The organism is Piscicoccus intestinalis NBRC 104926 (assembly GCF_001515525.1).
GTDB lineage: Bacteria > Actinomycetota > Actinomycetes > Actinomycetales > Dermatophilaceae > Kineosphaera > Kineosphaera intestinalis.
Genome location: NZ_BCNQ01000042.1, coordinates 1 through 15,594, shown reverse-complemented (window position 1 = coordinate 15,594; position 15,594 = coordinate 1). Strand labels below are relative to the sequence as shown.

Sequence of the window (15,594 nt, the reverse complement as noted above, 5' to 3'; positions counted from 1 at the left end):
GAACGACACGCAGCCCAGGTCGGGGGGCCGCCGGTTGCGTCGTCCCGGCCGAGGCGGCCGCCGACGCCGGCGAGCCGGCCGAGGCCTGCCCGGTCGACGCGCCCGCCCGATCGTCGCCGGGCCGGCGCGTCGCCAGGTACACGACGAGAAGACGACCGCGAGGGCCATGATCGCGAGCGCCACCCACACCGCGGGAGACGGTCCGCTCGCCGGGGCGCCCCCGACGGGGCCGTACGGCGACGCGGCGGCGCGCAGGTCGGCGCCGCACACCCCACAGAACCCCGACCTGGGCTGCGTGTCGTTCCCGCACTGGCCACATCGCATCGCTGCGCCCCCCCTTCACCCGCCGATCGGCGCTGGCGCGCCCGAACTGAGGCCACCGCGATCGACGCCCGACGGTTCTCGCCGAAACCCCTGCGAGGCGTAGCGGACTCGCGGTAGCGTCGGCCCCGCCAACTCACGGGAGTCCCGGCAGGGGCTGAGATCAGGCTGACGCCGCCTGGACCGTTCGAACCTGACCGGGTCATGCCGGCGAAGGAAGCAGAGGATCCTTCATGACTGCCCTCCACCCTCAGCACCGCTGTGCCCACATCACCGACGGCGACATCAAGGTGCCGGTCACCGCGATCTCGCTGGCCGACTCCCCCGACGGCCCCAACGACGACGTGCACGTCTACCGCACCTGCGGCCCGGAGGCCGACCCCACCGTCGGATTGGCGCCCCTGCGGGCCGACTGGATCGCGGCCCGCGGCGACGTCGAGACCTACGACGGCCGCACCCGCACCCTGCTCGACGACGGCCGCGGCGCCGTGCGGCGCGGCGAGGCCTCGCAGCAGTGGCAGGGTCGCCGCAACCCGATCCTGCGCTCGAGCGCGGGCCGCACCGTCACCCAGATGCACTACGCGCGGCGCGGCGAGATCACCCCCGAGATGCGGTTCGTCGCCCTGCGCGAGGGCGTCGACGTCGAGCTGGTGCGCAGCGAGGTCGCGGCCGGGCGCGCGATCATCCCGGCCAACGTCAACCACCCCGAGTCCGAGCCGATGATCATCGGCCGCGCCTTTCTCACCAAGGTCAACGCCAACATCGGCAACTCCGCGGTGACCAGTTCCATCACCGAAGAGGTCGAGAAGCTGCGCTGGGCGACCCGGTGGGGCGCCGACACCGTCATGGACCTGTCGACCGGCGACGACATCCACACGACCCGTGAGTGGATCCTGCGCAACTCGCCCGTGCCGATCGGCACCGTGCCGATGTACCAGGCGCTGGAGAAGGTCGACGGCGTCGCCGAGGACCTCACCTGGGAGGTCTTCCGCGACACCGTCATCGAGCAGGCCGAGCAGGGCGTCGACTACATGACGATCCACGCGGGCGTGCTGCTGCGCTACATCCACCTGACCGCGCAGCGGGTCACGGGCATCGTCTCGCGCGGCGGGTCGATCATGGCCGGCTGGTGCCTGGCGCACCACACCGAGTCGTTCCTCTACGAGCACTTCGACGAGCTGTGCGAGATCTTCGCGCGCTACGACATCGCGTTCTCCCTCGGAGACGGGCTGCGGCCCGGCTCCATCGCCGACGCCAACGACGAGGCCCAGATGGCCGAGCTGCGCACGCTCGCAGAGCTCACGCAGCGCGCCTGGGCCTACGACGTGCAGGTGATGGTCGAGGGCCCCGGGCACATCCCGCTGCACCTCGTGCCGGGCAACGTGGAGGTCGAGCAGGACTGGTGCCAGGGCGCCCCTTTCTACACGCTCGGCCCGCTCGTCACCGACATCGCGCCCGGCTACGACCACATCACCTCGGCCATCGGGGCGGCCGTCATCGCGCAGCACGGCACGGCGATGCTGTGTTACGTCACGCCCAAGGAGCACCTCGGGCTCCCGAACCGCGACGACGTCAAGACCGGCGTCATCACGTACAAGATCGCCGCCCACGCCGCCGACCTCGCCAAGGGACACCCCGGTGCCCGGGTGCGCGACGACGCGCTGAGCAAGGCTCGGTTCGAGTTCCGCTGGCGCGACCAGTTCGCGCTCTCGCTCGACCCGGAGACGGCGCAGTCCTTCCACGACGAGACGCTGCCCGCCGAGCCGGCCAAGACCGCGCACTTCTGCTCGATGTGCGGCCCAAAGTTCTGCTCGATGCGCATCAGCCAGGACATCCGCGACCAGATGGCCGCCAAGTCCCGCGAGTTCGTCGAACTCGGTTCGCAGGTCTACCTGCCCGAGCCCGCGGTGCGCCGCTGAGCCGGGCCTGAGGAGGAGCGCCCCGGGCGCGTCGCGGCGCAGGCGGCGCGGTTAGCATCGCAACCCATGATGGCCGAGCGACCGAAGCTGACCGTCGCGATCGCGCTCGTGGTGCTCCTCCTGCTGGGGATCGGGGCGTGGCTGTTGACCCACCGGCCCGGCGCGCAGCCGCCACAGACCTCCCCGACTCCGTCGCAGTCGCCGTCGGCCGGCTCCGTCGACCTGTCCGGCTGGAAGCTGACGCTGCCGGTCGAGGGTGACTCCGGCAAGGCGGCGAACGTGGAGCCGGCGCAAGCCACCGACCCCTGGCTGACCTGGGGCGCGCAGGGGCTGACGTTCACGGCGCCCCTGCAGGGCGCGACGACGGCGAACTCCAGCCACCCCCGCACCGAGCTCATCAACCTCACCGACTTCACCGCCGGCGACAGCGGAAAGCACACGCTGCGAGCGCAACTGGCCGTCGATCAGACGCCGCCGGACACCGGCGACGTCATCGTCGGGCAGCTGCACGGCTCGGCCGATCTGAAGTCGGTCGCCTTCGTCATGCTGCACTACACGAACGGCACCATCCGCGTCGTCGTCAAGCAGACGCACGAGCGCGGCGGCTCGGCCGCGCAGAAGTTCGAGCTGCTCACCGGCGTCGCGCCCGGCCAGCCGTTCGAGTTCGCGATCACCGACGCCGGCGACGGGCAGCTGACGTTCACCGCCTCCAGCAACGGGGTCAGCAAGCAGGCGAGCGCGCCGGTGCCGGAGGCGTTCGCCGGTCAGTCGGTGCGTTTCCAGGTCGGCGACTACCCGCAGAGCGAGCTGAGCGCCGACTCCGGCGACGGCAGCGACTCGTCCGACGCCCAGAACGCCGCCCCGAGCGGTGACCAGATGGGCGGCCGGGTGACGTTCTCCCACATCAGCGCGGACTGACGAGGGGCTCGCGTCGCCCGAGGCCGCACCTCACGCCGCGAGGGTGGCGAACCGGCCCTCGCGGGCGAGCAGCGCGTCGCGGCCGCCGTGTTCGACGACCGCGCCACCCTCGAGCACGACGATCTCGTCGGCCTCCTCGATCGTCGAGAGGCGGTGCGCGATGGTGATCGTCGTGCGCCCGGCGCGGAGCCGGTCGAGCGCGGTCTGCAGGGCCCGCTGGGTCTGGTTGTCCAGGGCCGAGGTGGCCTCGTCGAGCACGAGCACCTTCGGGTCGCGCAGCACGGTGCGGGCGATCGCGAGGCGCTGCTGCTCGCCGCCGGAGAACCGGTAGCCCCGCGCGCCGACGACCGTGTCGAGCCCGTCGGGCAGGCCCGCGACGAGGTCGGCGACCTGGGCGGTGGCCAGCGCGGCCCACAGCTGCGCGTCGCTCGCGTCGGGCCGGGCGAGCCGCAGGTTCTCGCGGATCGAGGCGTGCACGAGGTACGTCTCCTGCGAAACCACCCCGACGATCCCGGCGAGGGTCTCGGGCGCGAGGTCGCGCACGTCGACCCCGTCGATGCACACCCGGCCGGCGCTCGGGTCGTACAGCCGCGAGACGAGCGCGGCCAGCGTCGACTTGCCGGAGCCGGTGGCCCCGACGACCCCGAGCGAGCCACCCGCGGGCACGGTCAGCGAGACGTCCGACAGCGCGTCGGCCTCGGCGTCGGGGTAACGGAACGTGACGCCCTCGAAGCGCACCTCGCCGCGCACCCGCGCGGGGTCCAGGGCCACCGGGTGCGCGGGGGCGGGCACGTCGGCCTCCAGGTCGAGGTACTCGAAGATCCGCGAGAACAGGGCCATCGAGGAGACGACCTGCGCGCCGACGTTGAGGAGTCCGAGCACGGGCCGGAACAGCGCGGCCTGCAGGCCGGTGAAGGCGATGAGCGTGCCGATCGTCATGCCGCCGGAGGTCGCGGGCAGGCCCGCGGCGAGGTAGATGAGCGCGGGGATGACGGCGAACATGATCTGCATCGTGGCCATCCGCCAGCGGCCGGCGAGACTGGCGCGCAGCTCGAGGTCGATGAGGTCTTCGGAGGTGCGCGCGAAGCGGGCGGCGGAGCGCGGGCCGCTGCCGAGGGTCTTGGCCAGCCGGATGCCGCTGACCGACAGGCCCTCCTCGATCTGCACGGCGAGGTCGGCCAGGCGGGCCTGCTGCTGCGCGGTGATCGCGCGGCGCATGAGCGCGACCCGGCGGGTCAGCACGATGGCCGGTGGCATGACGACCAGCGACAGCAGCGACAGCCGCCGCGACAGGGCGAGCATCGCCGCGGCGGTCGCCACGGTCGTCGTGAGGTTGCTGGCGATCGAGGTCGCCGTGGTCGTCACGACGTCCTGCATGCCGTTGATGTCGTTGGTGATGCGCGACTGCACCTCGCCGGCGCGGGTGCGGGTGAAGAAGCCGACCGACTGCCGTTGCAGGTGCGTGAAGACGTCGGTGCGCAGCCGGTGCATGACGTGCTGGCCGACGGTGGCCGACAGCCACGTCTGCAGCACGCCGAACAGCGAGGTCGCGACGGCGACGCCGATCATCGCGAGCACGGCGGCGACGAGCAGCCGCACGTCCTGGCGCGGGATCGCCACGTCGACGACCTCGCGCACGAGGAACGGCTGCGCCAGGGAGATCAGCGAGGTCGCGACGATGAGCGCGACGACGACGGCGAGTCGGCCGCGCTGGCCGGAGAAGAGCGCGGCGACGCGGCGCAGCGAGACCGGGGAGGCCGCGAGCTGGGCCTTGTCACGAGGATCGATGCGCTGGGCGCGGCCGGCGGGAACACCGGGGCCGCCGGCTCCGGGAGCACCGACGGCGGCGCGAGACGCGGTGGGTCGGGAGGCCATGGACCACCTCCTAGTTACTGTGGTTGCCTCACTATGAGGCTAACGCGACACCGAGCGATACTCTTCCCTCATGTCGCCCGCCCCGCTGCCCGACTCCCTCGGCGACCACTTTCTCGTCGTGAGCCGCCGCCTGCGCCGCGGCTACCTGCGGGCGCTGGAGCCGTGGGGCGTCACGCCGCACCAGGCGCGGGCGCTGCGGGTCGTCGCCACCCGCGGACCGCTGCGGCTCAACGCCCTCGCCCAGGAACTGCACGTGGCCCCGCGCTCGGTCACCGACGTCGTCGACGCCCTGGAGGCGGCGGGGTTCGTGCGCCGGGCCGCCGACCCGTGCGACCGGCGGGCCGTGGCCGTCGAGGCCACCGACTCCGGACACGCGCTGGCCGCCGACGTCGAGCGGGCGCGGCGCGAGCACGCGCAGGCCTTTTTCGGCCGGCTCCCGCAAGCGGACCGGCGCGAACTGGCCCGGCTCCTGGAGGCGCTCGCGGAGCCGGAGGGGTGCGACGGCGACGACCCGGTCAGGAGGCGTGGGCCAGGTTCGCCGTGAAGTAGGCGAAGACGCCCGGCGGGTCTTCTCGAACGTCGTCCAGGCGCGGCGGCCGACGGACGTGACGACGCGGTCGAAGACCGGACCGCCTCCCGGTAGTGCCCGCGTGCCGCGCGGTCAGGCCGCACGCGTCGGCGCGGGGACCGCCCGGGGTCCCCGCGCCGCTCGCCGATCGGGCTCTACTTCTTGCCGTTGACGGCCTCGGTGCTCGTGGCCAGGGTGAGCATCGCGTGGGCGATGGCGTCGCTGTTGATCTCCAGCGCCTTCGTGCTGACGTTGCTCAGGTCGTCCTTGGGCTGGTGGTAGTTCGGGTCGTACGCCTGACCGGCGGTGCCGCCGAACTTCGCCTGCTCCGCCGCGGTCTTCTTGTCCTCGGCGCCGGTGAACAGTCCGGAGGCGGGCACACCGCTCTCGATGAATGCCTGGTAGTCCGAGCGCCCCGAAAACTCGGTGTCGACCCAGGGCTGCTTGGTCGCGTCGAAGTAGCTCGTGAACAGCTTCTCGGTCGCCACGGAGCCGGGCGGCACGGGCACGGGGGCCTTGTGCGTCGACTCGTCGGCGTCGTAGACCCCGATCATGTAGTTCGGGGAGCCGACCATGTCGAAGTTGAGGTAGGTGGCGATCTTCTTCAGCGCCGCGGGGTCGTTGGCCTTGAGGTTCTCCACGTAGTGGGTGGAGCCGAGCAGCCCGACCTCCTCGGCGCCCCACCAGGCGAACCGCATCTTGTTCGGCAGCTTGCCGGGCACGTTGCGCTGCTGGCCGATCTGCTTGGCGACCTCGAGGATCGCGGCCGAGCCGGAGCCGTTGTCGTCGATACCGGCGCCCTCGGCCACGGAGTCGAGGTGGGCACCCGCCATGACGACGTTGTCGGCGTTACCGCCCGCCGACTCGGCGATGACGTTGAACGTCTTGCGCTGCTCCATGATCTTCTCGAGCACGAACGTCATCGACACCGGGCCCGACTGCATCGCGGTGCGCAGGGCCTGACCGTCGGCCTGGGTGACGCCCGTCGTCGGCACGTAGTCGTCGGCCACCTCGCCGAGGGTGCCGTTGAGCGGACCGTCGGCGTTGTTGTAGATGATCGCGGCCTTGGCGCCCGCGGCGTGGGCCGCCTTCGACTTCTGCCCGAAGGAGCACGTGCCGCGGCTGACGAGGGCGATCTTGCCGGTCGCGTCGACCCCCTGCCAGGCCGCCGCGTCGCAGCCGTTCACCTCGGCGGGCGCGACGAGCTCGGCGGTGACGCCGGCCCCGGGGGCCGCCGGACTGTACGACATCGGGTTGTGCTCGACGGCCCGCCGCTGCGGCGCCGTCTGGCCCAGGCTCGTCTTCGTGATCTGCTCGTAGCGGAACTCGAAGGGCTGCCGCGTGACCTTGTAGCCGTACGGCTTCAGCGTCTTCTCCAGGTAGGCCGCCGAGGCCTCGTAGCCGCTCGTGCCGGACGCGCGGTTGCCTTCGTTGGCGTCGGCGATCCGCTGGAAGGCGCGCAGGTGGGTCATCACGCCGTCGGCGGAGACGGCGCGGCGCAGCTTCGCCGAGCGTTGCAGGTCCGCCGCCTGCGGGTCCCTGCTGACCCCGGTGTCGCGGGCCGACTCGCCGGTCGACGTCGAGGTGTCCATAGCCGTGGGGGCCGTGCTCGCGGGGGCGGCGGTCGCCGCGAATGCAGGCTGGGCCGAGGCGGCGGTCAGGCCGCTCGCGCACAGGCCGGCGGCTAGGAGGGCTACGGTGCTGCGACGGGGTGTCCTCACGCGGTACTCCTGGGTTCCGGAGCCGTCCGGGTTCGCGGCTCTGTGCCTGGCACAGTAGGCAATTCGTTCGGACCACAAGGGCGGGAGCGCACGCAGACGTGTCCAGTTTGTAACTTTGCACGGTTTACGTCTCGGTGCGCACGCCAACGCCCGGTCAAATCGCCCCGGGATGTGTGCGGTGACCTCTCACGAGTGGTCACCTTCGTTGTGCGGCGCAACGCCACAGGTCACAGGCTCGCAGATTCGCCTGGTAACGGAATTGACCACTCGAGGGCCACCGAGCGGTCACCGCCTACATATCTTTGCGGTCCGACCCAGGGCCTTACCCGCGGATCGTGGCCAGCGGCCGACGGTGCGTGACGAGGTAGGGCGCGCGGGCTCCGATCTGCTTGGCCATGCCGGTGGCCAGCGCGACGAGATCCTCGTCGACCCGCTCCGGCGTCGTCTCGGCGGTGATCTCGTAGCGATGGTCGATCGGAGTGAACGGCTTCTTTGGGCGTCGAATCGGCACAAGTTCGCCGGTCTGTTCGTCGGGTGCGTAATACGTAGGTTTCGCGCCGGGACCGTTCTCAGGGATGAGCAGCCTCATATCGATCGGGCAGCTGCGGCCGGCCGTGAGAGCGACGGTGAGGGTCACCGAGTACAGGTCGGCCAACACGGCCTCCAGGTCGGTCAGCAGCGCCGCGCTCGGGTCGTCCACCCCGTCGGCCCGGCCGCTGCGCGTCATCGCGACCCCGACGACACCGTCTCGGCCCAGCGCGATCCGCAGCTGCAGGTGCGGCGCCTCCGGCGGCGTGAGCACCAGCGCCCGAAACGTCTCAGCCTCGATGAGCTCCCACCCCTGCGCGTGGTACCTGACGGGGCCGGCGGGGAAGTCCATCGACGACCGGCACAGGTCGAGGACCTGCTCGATCTCGTCGACGAGGGGTGGTTTGCGCGCGTTGATCTCGGTGATGTGGGCCAGGCCGAGAATCCACAACCGCGCATCGGTGTCGAGCACCTCGTCGGCCCCGGCGAGCGCGCTGGCGGCAACCACGTCGTCCATGGCCATGCCTTCCGTTCGTCCTCCCGACGGCCGCAGCCGCTCCCGCCCGCGAGCCTACGAGGCGGGCACTCCATCCTGACGCGACCTCCGCCCCGCGGAGCGGATCTGTCGACGGTGGGTCGGTCTCGTCGGACGAACGGTCGCGGCGTCTCAGCGGGCGGGCAGCCCTCGTCGCCGACGGGTCGACGGGCCCCCGTCGACCCGTCGCGGCGCGATGGGGCAGAACGCGCGGTCTCAGCCGTCGAGCCCGAGGGTGCGCGCGGTCAACTCGGCCATCGCCCGGTGCCCCGCCGCGTTCGGGTGCACCGGCTCATCGAGCCAGTCCCACGCCGGGCGCCCACCGAACCGCTCGCTCCAGTACGCGTGATGGTCGACGAGCTGCGCGCCGGTGTGGGCCGCGAGTTCGCGCACGATCCCGGCGTACGCGCCGACTTCGACGGGGTCGTTCCAACTCCCGGTGGCGATCGTGTTCGGGGTGTGCAGCACGAGCGCCACCGGCCGTGCCTCGGTGCCGAGTTCGAGGATCCCGTCCGCGATCTCGCCGAGGGCCTCGGCGAAACCGGCGCGTCCGGCGGGGCCCTCGCAGCAGTCGTTCATCCCGAGCGCCACGCTGACGACGTCCGGGGCGAAGCGGGTGACGAAGTGGTCGAGGTGGCGCCACACTGCCTGCGCCGTCCAGCCCGCGATGCCGGTGTTGATGCACACGTCGAACGGCCGGCCCAGGCCCCAGCGGATGCGTTCGGTGACGTGCTCGGCCCAGCACCGCTGCCCGTGCGTGTGCTGCACCCCCTGGGTGATGCTGTCTCCGGCGAACACCCACGTCAGCGGACGTCCCGTGGCCATCAGCTCGCGCGTCGTGCTCGTCGTGTTCGACCCGCTCGTTTCGCCGGTGGTGCTCACCGCTCCTCCTCGCAGTCTGGTGGCGGCCCTGACGCACATCCTGTCGCCGCCGCCCGGCCGGCGTCGACCCTGATGACTGCGAACGCGCCCGGCTCGTGGGCCCACCGCGCTCAGCACCGGGGTGCATGCTGGAACGACGAGCGCGCCGGGCCGACCGCGCGCCGCGGGAAGGGAGTTCGGGGTGCGGGTGCTGCTGGTTGAGGACGAACGCGGTCTCGCGGAGTCGGTGCGCCGGGGCCTGGTCACGGAGGGCATGGTCGTCGACGTCGCCCACGACGGCGTCACCGGTCAGTGGCTGGCGACCGAGAACCCGTACGACGTCATCGTGCTCGACATCATGCTGCCGCGCCGGCACGGCTACGACGTGCTGCGCAACCTGCGCGCGGAGAAGAACTGGACCCCGGTGCTCATGCTCACCGCCAAGGACGGCGAGTACGACCAGACCGACGCCTTCGACCTGGGTGCCGACGACTACCTCACCAAGCCGTTCAGCTTCATCGTGCTCCTCGCCCGATTGCGTGCCCTCATCCGCCGGGGCGCGCCGGCCCGCCCCGCGGTGCTGACCGTCGGCGACCTCACCCTCGACCCCGCCGCGCACCGCGTCACCTGCCAGGACCGCGACCTCTCGCTGACCGCCAAGCAGTTCGCGGTGCTGCAGTACCTCATGCGGCACCCCGACGAGGTCGTCTCCAAGGCCGACATCCTCGACAACGTGTGGGATCCCGCGTTCGACGGCAGCGACAACATCGTCGAGGTGTACATCGGCAACCTGCGCAAGAAGATCGACACCCCGTTCGGGCGACACTCCCTGGAGACGGTTCGCGGCGCGGGCTACCGGTTGCGCCCGATCTGACGCCGCATTCAGCCGGTGCGCGGCAGCGTGAGCGTGAACCGGCACCAGCCGTCCGGAGCCTCGCCGGTCGTCAAGGAGCCGTCGTGCAGGCCGGCCAGGGTCCGGGCTATCGCCAGGCCCAGACCGCTGCCTCCACCGTCGCGCACCCGTGAGCTGTCGAGCCGCGTGAACCGGTCGAAGACCGACTCCCTGGCCTCGGGCGGCACCGGCGGGCCGTCGTTGTCGACGTACACGACCGCCGTCCCGGGGCGGTCGGCCATGACCACCCGCACCGCGCCCACGGCGTGCCGGTCGGCGTTATCGAGCAGGTTGCGCAGCACCTGCCCCAGCCGCGCACCGTCTCCGTCGATCTCCACGGGCAGCAGCTCGAACGACACCTGCTTGGTGCTGACCGCGCGCAACCGGCGCACCTGCTCGTCGACGACGTCGTCGAGATCGAGCGGACCCCGGTCGAGGCGCAGTCCCTCGTCGTCGCTCTTGGCGAGCATGAGCAGATCGTCGACGAGCGCCTGCAGCCGCAGCACCTCGGCGTGCACGAGTTCGCGGTCGACGTCCTGGGGGCGGCGGGCCGTCTCGACGTGGGTGCGCAGCGTCGCCAGCGGACTGCGCAGCTCGTGCGAGGCGTCGGAGACGAACCGCCGGGTGGCGGTCTCCGCACGCGCCATCCGGTCGAGCATCGCGTTCATCGTCGTGGCGAGGGTGGCGATCTCGTCGCCGCTGGGGGGCACGCTGACCCGTTCGCCGTCGGTGGCGTGCGTGATGGCGCCGACCTGCGTGGTGATGCGGGTCACCGGCGCGAGGGCGCCGCGCACGATGCGGTCGACGAGCACGAGCAGCAGCACCCCGAGCACGAGGCCGCCGACGCCCAGCAGCGCCGTCGACGTCTCGACCGTGCGGAACTCCACCTCCAACTGCCGGGCCGCGACCGCCGTGCGCACCCCGTCCGGCGTCTGGACGGTCTGCGCGGCCACCGCGTACGTGTCGCCGTCGCCCCCGGCGCCCTCCGTCGTCTCATCCATCGAGCGGCCGGTCGCGGGCAGCGCCGTCACCAGCGACGTCCCGGCGACCCGCGCCTCGGAGGCGGCCAGCACGGTGGGCGCCGAGCCCTGAGCGCCGAGCACCTGCAGCACCGCGCCGCGCGCCGGCACCTCCCGTACGGCCTCCGCCGGCTCCACGCCGTCCTCCAGGAGCCGCGCCAGCTCGTAGCTCTGGCCGCGGGCGGTGGCGGCGGCGCTCTGGGTGAGGATCGTGCGCAGCGCGACGAGGACGACGGCGATGCTGACGGCCAGCAACGCCAGCAGCACCACCGCCGCGAGACCGAGGATGCGGCGGCGCAGCGACCAGCGGGCGAGGTGTGGCTCGATGGGCTCGATGGGCACGCGGCCCTCAGTTCCCGTTGACGACGGGGGCGACGATCCGGCGCCACAGGGGCGCGGCGACGTCGCTGCCGTAGAGCTTGTCGTAGCTGCCGCCCGCGGGGTCGCCGACCCAGACCGACGCGGCGAGGTCGGGGGCGATCCCGGTGAACCACGTGTTGGCCGAGGTGTCGGTGGTGCCGGTCTTGCCGCCGACCTGCACGCCCGAGATCCGGGCCGCCGACCCGGTGCCGTCGCGCACGACGGCCCGCAGGGTCTGGCTCACCTGTGCGGCGACGTCGGGGTCGACGGCCTGCCGGCACTGCGGCGCGAAGGTGGCGTCACGCCCGGCTCCGGTCACCGAGGCCAGCGGGGTCGGCGCGCAGTAGGTGCCCTTGTTGGCGAAGGCGGCGTACGCCCCGGCCATCGTCAGCGGCGAGGTGGTGTCGACGCCGAGCGTGAGCGCCGCGACCGGCTCCAGCTCGCTGCCGTCGGACTGGCGGGCGCCGAGGGCCTGAGCGGTGGCGCGCACCGCGCACACGCCGACCTTCGACTCCAGTTCGGCGAACGCCGTGTTGACGCTGGCCGCGAAGGCGTCGGTGAGCGTCATCCGGCCGCTCGGGTCGCCCTCGACGTTCTCGGGCGCCCATGTGCCGCCGGTGGAGCCGCCGCACGCGCTGGAGTCGCCGAACCGGATCGTCGCGCCGCTCTCGGGCACGTCGAGGCGGGAGTCCGGGGTGTAGCCGTTGGCGAAGGCGGCGGCGAGCGTGAACGTCTTGAAGGTGGAGCCTGCCTGGAAGGCTGCGGCCCCGCCGTCGATGGCGTCGAGCGCATACGACTGCGTGGAACGCCCGGTGCCGGTGCCGTAGGGCACGTCCTGGCCGAGCGCGAGCACGGCCCCGGTCGAGGGACGCACGACGGCGGCCGCGTCGTGGAACGCGTCGCCGGGCAGCTTCTGGGCCTTGATCGCGGCGTTCGTCGCCTTCTGGACGGTGGGGTCGAGGGTGGTCTTCAGCGTCAGTCCGCCGAGGTTCCACGCCTGCTTGCGGGCCTGGGCGGAGTCGCCGAGCTCGGGCGCGGCCTGCAATCGGCGCACCGCGAAGTCACAGAACTGTGGGTGATCTGAGGAGGCGCAGCCCTGGGCCGCGGAGACGGGGTCGAGTCCGAGCGGGGCCGCGAGCGCCGCCTGGTACTGGGCGTCGTCGATGTAACCCTCCTTGAGCATCGCCGCGAGCACCTGGGCACGCCGGTCCGTGGCGGCCTGCGGGTTCTGCAGCGGGTCGTCGGCCGACGGCGACTGCACGAGGCCGGCGAGCAGGGCCGCCTGCGGCAGCGTGAGTTTCGCGGCGGTCGTCCCGAAGTAGCGCCGGGCGGCGGCCTCGACCCCGTAGGCGCCCTCGCCGTAGTAGACGACGTTGAGGTAGTCGGTGAGGATCTGGTCCTTGGACCGCGAGGTCTCCAGGTGCGCCGCGAGCACGAGGTCGTCGAACTTGCGGCTCAGGCTCTTGTCGGTGCTCGCGGTGACCCCCGCGTCGCTCTCGTCGAGCTGGGCCTGCAGCTGCACGAGGTTCTTGGCGAGCTGCTGCTGGATCGTCGAGGCGCCCTGCCCGGTGAGGTCGCCGGAGGTGGTGTTGCTGACGATCGCGCGGGCGAGCCCGATGGGGTCGAAGCTGGCGTGCTCGTAGAACCGGGCGTCTTCGATGGCGATCTGGGCCTGGCGCATGACGGGCGCGATGGCTTCCGTAGAGACGACCGTGCGGTCCTGCCACCAGGTCTGGGCGATGACGCTGTTGTCGGCAGCGAGGATGCGGTTGCGTTGCGGCAGGTACGCGAGCAGTTGGGAGACGTCGGGTGCGGGCAGCGCGCTGAGCACGGCGTCCGCGACCCGGCCGGTCGCGCGACCGGCCGCGCTGCGCAGCGGCGGAATGATGAGCGTGACAGCGATGAGGGCCAACACGATCAGCGCCGCGATGCCCGCCCGCTTGCGGCGGCTGTGCGTGGGCTTCGCAGTCTCGGTCGCGGCGGCTGCGCCCCCGCCCGGCGTCGCGTTCTCGACCTTCGTGCCCTCCGCGGGCTTCGCGGGCTGGCTGGGCTTCGGGTTCGCGCCGGTCTTCGCGGTCTTCGTGGTCTGCGCCGTCGGAGCATCGGGCGCCCTCCCAGCATCGGCCGCGCTCTGAGTCGGCTTCTTCGGTCGCGACGGCCCCGGTTCGGGGAGCTCGGGCGGCGTCATGACCGCGGCGCCGTGGGGCGCGGCCGGGCCGCGGCGAAGGGCGAGACGGACAGAGCGGAGCCGGTGGCGAACTTCGAGGCGACGAACACGTCCCCAAGATAGTGCTGCGTTCCTGAATCGACCCAGGATGCGTTTCCCTGCCGGACGGCGGGACCGCGTCGGACCACGCGCCGCAGGTCGCGCTACGGGCCGATCCGGCAGCGGCCGTTCTCCTAGCCCTCCTTGTGCGGACCGTCCGGGCCCTGCGGGCCGAAGACCGGCGTGTGCCCGGCGCCCAGACACACGAAGGCTGCGGCGGCGGCGACGGCCGCGGGGTCGTCGGAGCCGGCGAAGACCTCGGCCTGCGCGGCGCTGAGCGCGGCCGCCGGCGCGAGCCCCGCGAGCAGGCGCCGGTGATAGCCGAGCATGAGCGGGCGCGTCTGGGCGTCGGGGATCGTCACCGTCGGCGCGACGATCGAGACCGTGTCGAGGCCGAGCAGCGCGGTCGTCAGCCCGAGCACCTCGCGTCCGGCGAGAACGTGGGAGCGGGCGGTGTCGCAGGCCGCGAGCACGACGTGCTGCGGGGTGCGCGGCAGGCGCTCGATGTCGTGCACCATGAACGGCCCGTCGGCCAGCCACACCGCCGAGAACGACGGGTTGCCCCGCAGATCACCGTGCGCCGCGAAGTGCGCGACCCGCGCGCCCGGCAGGGCGTCCGCGACCGCCGCCGCCGTGGAGTCCGGAGGCAGCAGCAACCGTCGGTCGTCGCGGGCCGGGCCGGTCGGGTCGACCGCGCCCCTCGGCCCGCCCACGGCGTCCGCGTACAGCGCGTCGATCTCGCGGGCCTCGGCCTGGGCCTCGGGGAGCCCGGGTCCTGCGACGACGAGCACCCCGCCGGGGCGCGGTCGGCGGCGAGCCACCATGGCCCACAGCGACGCCGAGGAGTTGACGCACACCGCCCGGCCGCGGCACGCCGGCACCACCGCCCACGGCAGCGCGTGCAGCAGGGCCGGCGCGACGATCACGAGGTCACCGTCTCCGATCGCATCGTGCAGGGGTGCCAGGAGCCGCTCCTCCAACTGCGCGCCGCTGCGCCGGATGACGGCCAGCGCCGCGTCATGGCTCCGGCGGTCGGGGCCGCGGCGCGCGAGCCTGGCCAGGCCGAACGAGGTGTAGCGCAGTGCCGAGACCACGACGTCCACCGGGCCGAGGTCGTGCAGCCGCGCGACGCCCGCCCGGGCCGTGACCGCGTACAACCTCCCCTCGTGGTCGACGTACTCCACCAGCGCCGGCGCCCTCGATTCGGCCGCGACGGCCGGGTGAGCCGAGCCCGCCGCGCTGAGCTCGGCCTGCAGGGCCCGCATGCCGATCGGTGGGCGCACGGGCGCGCGGTCTCCGAGCGTGCGGCGCACGTGCTCGCGGATGTCGCGCTCCAGCCCGGCCTGCCGCTCGGTCTCGGCGCGGACGTCGACAGCCGGCCCCGCATTCGACCCTGCGCACGAAACACCTTGTGCGGCAACGATGTCGGGGGTTTCCAGGCGTGCGGTCGTCGTGCGCAACCGGTCGAGCAGGTCGGCGAGCCGGTCGTCGTCGGGCGGGCGCCCCGGACGGGCCAGTCCCGCTGTCGCCCTGGCGTGCTCAGCCCACAGGTGCACGGTGGCGGGGTCGGCGTCCTCCAACGCCATCGTCAGCCCGAGACCGGCCAGCGTCTCTCGGTTGAGCCCGACGCGGGCCCGCAACTCGCTGCTGCCCACGCTCGCGCGGTGCTGAGCGAGCACCTGCAACCCCGCGCTGAGGGCCAGGTAGGCCTGTCGGCGCCGACCCGTCGAGCGGCGCAGCATCGCCTCGGCGAGCCACCCCTGCGCGCGGGCGTGCGCCGGGCCGTCCCGGCCGAGCTCGACGGCCCGCTG

The 15,594-nt window shown here is 72.7% G+C and carries 12 protein-coding genes and 1 riboswitch; of the genes, 5 read left to right on the top strand and 7 right to left on the bottom strand.

Going from position 1 to position 15,594, the window contains the following annotated elements; genetic code table 11:
- Positions 1–452 precede the first annotated feature (452 nt).
- A riboswitch (TPP riboswitch) is annotated at positions 453–557 on the top strand.
- Positions 555–2,240, top strand: a complete 1,686-nt coding sequence (gene thiC, locus PINTE_RS08750) for a phosphomethylpyrimidine synthase ThiC (RefSeq protein ID WP_068428816.1) — start codon at positions 555–557, stop codon at positions 2,238–2,240. It overlaps the preceding riboswitch by 3 nt.
- A 66-nt stretch (positions 2,241–2,306) precedes the next feature.
- A complete protein-coding gene (locus PINTE_RS08745) occupies positions 2,307–3,158 on the top strand; it encodes a polysaccharide lyase family 7 protein (RefSeq protein WP_068428813.1) in 852 nt (283 codons plus the stop codon).
- A gap of 30 nt (positions 3,159–3,188) precedes the next feature.
- Here PINTE_RS08745 and PINTE_RS08740 read toward each other — a convergent pair whose 3' ends face one another.
- Positions 3,189–5,033, bottom strand: a complete 1,845-nt coding sequence (locus PINTE_RS08740; protein WP_068428810.1) for an ABC transporter ATP-binding protein — start codon at positions 5,031–5,033, stop codon at positions 3,189–3,191.
- Positions 5,034–5,103: 70 nt separating this feature from the next.
- On the opposite strand from PINTE_RS08740, the gene PINTE_RS08735 reads away from it, so the two are divergent.
- Positions 5,104–5,577 carry a MarR family winged helix-turn-helix transcriptional regulator gene (locus tag PINTE_RS08735; protein WP_068428807.1) on the top strand — a complete coding sequence of 158 codons (474 nt, stop codon included), beginning with the start codon at positions 5,104–5,106 and terminating at the stop codon, positions 5,575–5,577.
- A gap of 179 nt (positions 5,578–5,756) precedes the next feature.
- On the opposite strand, the gene PINTE_RS08730 is transcribed toward PINTE_RS08735, so the two are convergent.
- The 3 genes from PINTE_RS08730 to PINTE_RS08720 form a co-directional block, all read right to left on the bottom strand.
- Positions 5,757–7,322: a M28 family metallopeptidase gene (locus tag PINTE_RS08730; protein ID WP_068428804.1), complete on the bottom strand. Its 1,566-nt coding sequence runs from the start codon at positions 7,320–7,322 to the stop codon at positions 5,757–5,759.
- 322 nt (positions 7,323–7,644) lie between these two features.
- Positions 7,645–8,367, bottom strand: coding sequence for a hypothetical protein (locus PINTE_RS08725; RefSeq protein WP_157087141.1), 723 nt, complete (start codon positions 8,365–8,367; stop codon positions 7,645–7,647).
- Between the two features lie 234 nt (positions 8,368–8,601).
- Positions 8,602–9,267, bottom strand: coding sequence for an SGNH/GDSL hydrolase family protein (locus PINTE_RS08720; RefSeq protein WP_068428798.1), 666 nt, complete (start codon positions 9,265–9,267; stop codon positions 8,602–8,604).
- A gap of 181 nt (positions 9,268–9,448) precedes the next feature.
- Between PINTE_RS08720 and PINTE_RS08715 the strand changes: the two genes are divergently transcribed.
- Positions 9,449–10,120, top strand: a complete 672-nt coding sequence (locus tag PINTE_RS08715; RefSeq protein ID WP_068428795.1) for a response regulator transcription factor — start codon at positions 9,449–9,451, stop codon at positions 10,118–10,120.
- An 8-nt stretch (positions 10,121–10,128) separates the two neighbouring features.
- On the opposite strand, the gene PINTE_RS08710 is transcribed toward PINTE_RS08715, so the two are convergent.
- Both PINTE_RS08710 and PINTE_RS08705 read right to left on the bottom strand, forming a co-directional pair.
- Positions 10,129–11,499: a sensor histidine kinase gene (locus tag PINTE_RS08710; protein WP_068428792.1), complete on the bottom strand. Its 1,371-nt coding sequence runs from the start codon at positions 11,497–11,499 to the stop codon at positions 10,129–10,131.
- Positions 11,500–11,506: 7 nt separating this feature from the next.
- Positions 11,507–13,429 (bottom strand): transglycosylase domain-containing protein, encoded by a 1,923-nt coding sequence (locus PINTE_RS08705; RefSeq protein ID WP_068428790.1) that lies wholly within the window; start codon positions 13,427–13,429, stop codon positions 11,507–11,509.
- Between PINTE_RS08705 and PINTE_RS23190 the strand changes: the two genes are divergently transcribed.
- A complete protein-coding gene (locus PINTE_RS23190; protein ID WP_068428789.1) occupies positions 13,419–13,652 on the top strand; it encodes a hypothetical protein in 234 nt (77 codons plus the stop codon). The genes PINTE_RS08705 and PINTE_RS23190 overlap by 11 nt on opposite strands.
- Before the next feature lie 265 nt (positions 13,653–13,917).
- Here the strand turns inward: PINTE_RS23190 and PINTE_RS08695 are convergent.
- The coding region (locus tag PINTE_RS08695) for a CHAT domain-containing protein (protein ID WP_157087140.1) at positions 13,918–15,594 on the bottom strand (1,677 nt) is incomplete at its 5' end.